General features: G+C 72.9%; 2 protein-coding genes and 1 pseudogene. 1 reads left to right on the top strand and 2 read right to left on the bottom strand.

Annotated elements, in window-relative coordinates:
- Together E1267_RS43305 and E1267_RS43300 are read right to left on the bottom strand one after the other, a co-directional pair.
- Positions 1 to 895: serine/threonine-protein kinase (locus E1267_RS43305; protein WP_132342069.1), on the bottom strand; the 895-nt coding region annotated here is incomplete at its 3' end.
- Between the two features lie 4 nt (positions 896 to 899).
- Positions 900 to 2504 (bottom strand): serine/threonine-protein kinase, encoded by a 1605-nt coding sequence (locus tag E1267_RS43300; RefSeq protein ID WP_132342067.1) that lies wholly within the window; start codon positions 2502 to 2504, stop codon positions 900 to 902.
- Between the two features lie 53 nt (positions 2505 to 2557).
- Here E1267_RS43300 and E1267_RS43295 point away from each other — a divergent pair.
- Positions 2558 to 2817 (top strand): annotated as a pseudogene (locus E1267_RS43295) (hypothetical protein); the annotation flags it as partial.

Genomic DNA, 2817 nt, shown 5'->3' with positions numbered 1-2817 from the left:
CGGCCGCGGCCGAGCCGTACACCGGGAGCTTGGGCACCATCCATGACGTCGGCTGCGTTCCCGCGGGCATGGTGGCGGCGGTGCCGCCGGTGAGGGGCTGCAGGGCCGCCCTGAGCGTCACCGCGTCCTGGCGCCGCGAGGGCTCCTTGTCGAGCAGCCGCATGAGCACGGGCGCCAGCGCGCCGGCCCGCTGCGGCGGCCTGGGCTGCTCGGTCATCACCGCGCCGTGGGTGGCCATGGCGGTCGGACGCGCGAACGGAGGCACACCCTCGACGGCCGTGTAGATCGTCGCCCCGAGCGACCAGAGGTCGGCGGCGGGTCCCGCGACGTGGCCGGGCTCCTCGGTGAGCGCCTCCGGCGCGGTGAACCCCGGTGTGCCCATCGGAGCGCCGCCCGGCTGCCCGCCCGTTCCGGCCGCGATGCCGAAGTCGGACAGCAGGATGCGGCCGTCGTCCGCGAGCAGCACGTTGCCCGGCTTGACGTCGCGGTGCAGCAGCCCGCGCGTGTGGGCGGCGGCCAGCGCGGACAACACGAACAGCCCGATCGAGGCGGCCCACTCCGGCGCCACCGGCCCGCCCGTTTTCACGACCTCGTCGAGGGAGCGGCCCCTGACCAGCTCCATGACGATCCACGGCTCGGAGCCGTCCACGACCACGTCGTGGACGGTGACCACGGCGGGATGCCTGACCTGGACCGCGACGCGCGCCTCGTGCAGGGTGCGCTCGCGCAGCCGCGCGTGCTGGTCGGGCGGGAGGTTCGCGGGCAGGTGCACCTGCTTGATCGCCACCTCGCGGCCGATCACCGTGTCGTGGGCGCGCCACACCACACCCATCCCGCCTCTGCCGATCTGCGCGAGCAGCCGGTAGCGCCCGCCCACCAGTCGTGGCTGGTTCATCGTCTCACCCCTGGCGTTCCAGCGCCGCCGCGACCCATCGGGCAGCGTCTCGCGCGCCCTTGCGCATGGACTCGTTGTCACCGATCTTCTTCGCGTCGAAGTACTGGATCTGCATCACGACGTTGCTCGTACGGAAGATCACGTCGTGCCGCGCCACCTGCCCCCGGGGATCGACCAGCTCGTAGCTGAACGCCTCGTCCCCGATGCCGTTGACCTCCTGGTACGCCTTCGACGTCTGCGTGAGCGCCTCCTCGATGCCGACATCCGGCCAGTTCCAGGTGATCACCGCGCCGGAGTCCGCGCCGTTGAGCCGGTTGACGAACGTCTCCGTCGCCTCGTCCACGCTGAGCCCCCAGGCGCTGTCCAGCGAGGACAGCGGAACCGGGGACACGCCGACGCCGTTGCCGTCCGCCGTCCACTCGCACCCTTCCTCGTCGGCCGAGCCCTTGGGGGACGCCTTCGGGACCAGCGAACGCACCTGGGTGGGCGTCATGAGCGTGCACACGTCCACCGGTCCGCTGAACCTCGCGGCCGTCGCGGTGGCCGAGGGCGTCGCCGACGGCGTGCGTACGGGGGCGGAGGTGGCCGGGCGGGTGTCCGCGCTCGCCGCGGGCCGCGGCGTGGTCGGCGCCGATCGCGGCAGGAGCGCGGCGGTGGTGGCCACGGCCGCCACCGCCGCGAGCAGGCCGGCGCCGATGAGAACCGGCCCGCGCCTGTTCGCCCTGCGCGGCGCGGGCATGAGCGCGGTGGTGGCCGGCCCACCCTCCGCGACCTGCCGCAGCAGGTGGCCGGTCAGGCGCGCGTCGGGACGCTGATGCGGCTCGCGCGCCAGCAACTGCATGAGCACCGGCCCGAGCCGTCCGGCCCGCTCGGGCGGTCGGGGCGGCCGGGTCAGCGCGTCGCGCAGCACCGTCATGGGCGAGGTGCCGCTGTAGGGAGCCTGGCCCTCGACCGCGGCGTACAGCGTGGCGCCCAGGGACCACAGGTCGGAGGCCGGGCCGCCGCGCTCGCCACGCAGCCGCTCCGGAGCGATGTAGCCGGGAGAGCCGATGAGCAGGCCCGACTCGGTGATCGTGGCCTGGTCCTCCAGCCGGGCGATGCCGAAGTCGGTGAGCACCACCCGCCCGTCGTCGGTCAGGAACACGTTGGCCGGTTTCACGTCGCGGTGCTGGATGCCGTGGGCGTGCGCGGCCACCAGCGCGTCCAGCACCCGCAGCCCGACCGCCGCCGCGCGTTCCGGCGCCCACTGGCCCTCGGCGGCCACGGCGTCCTTCAGGTCGCGGCCCTTGAGCATCTCCATGACGATCGTGGGCAGGCCGTCGTGGGTCAGCACGTCGTGAACCGTGATGATGTTCGGGTGCCTGAGCTGGGCGGCCGCCATCGCCTCGCGGGTCGCGCGCTGCAGCGCCTCCTCGCGCTCGGCCGGGGTGAGCGACTCGGGCAGCAGCAGGGCCTTGACCGCGACGTGACGGTCGAGCAACTCGTCATGGGCGAGCCACACCGTGCCCATGCCTCCCTGACCGAGAGTTTGCAACACTCGATAGCGGCCCGCGATTTTTCCTTCCCCATTTCCCGGCACGCGGCCAACAGTATTGAGGACAGCTTTCATTTCGCTATATTTCACGCCGCAATCAACCAGTGAGCCCGAGCATCGGAGCGACGATGACGACAGCACCACCCGTGCCACCTGCGTCTTACTGGCCGGACCAGGGCGGTGAGCAGCCGTCGACCTCGAAGCCACCAGGGTGGGCGAAGGGCATCATGGCCGCCGCCGCGACGGTCGCGGTGCTCGGCGGCGCGCTCATCGCGGTGCGGAACGTGGGGACGCAGCCTCCTGTCGCGCTGCCCCCCGACCCCGGAGGCAAGGTCGAGGCTCCGATCTCGCCTCTTCCCTCGCAACCGACCCTCGGCCCCACCTCCGC

It is taken from the genome of Nonomuraea longispora (assembly GCF_004348345.1).
GTDB classification, from domain to species: Bacteria; Actinomycetota; Actinomycetes; order Streptosporangiales; family Streptosporangiaceae; genus Nonomuraea; species Nonomuraea longispora.
The sequence above is the reverse complement of the archived record's forward strand: the minus strand, read 5'-3'. Positions and strand labels throughout refer to the sequence as shown.

Bases quoted from the DNA above. Each gene is read 5' to 3' on its own strand.
- E1267_RS43300 (WP_132342067.1), bottom strand. From the start codon at position 2,504: ATGAAAGCTGTCCTCAATACTGTTGGCCGCGTGCCGGGAAATGGGGAA.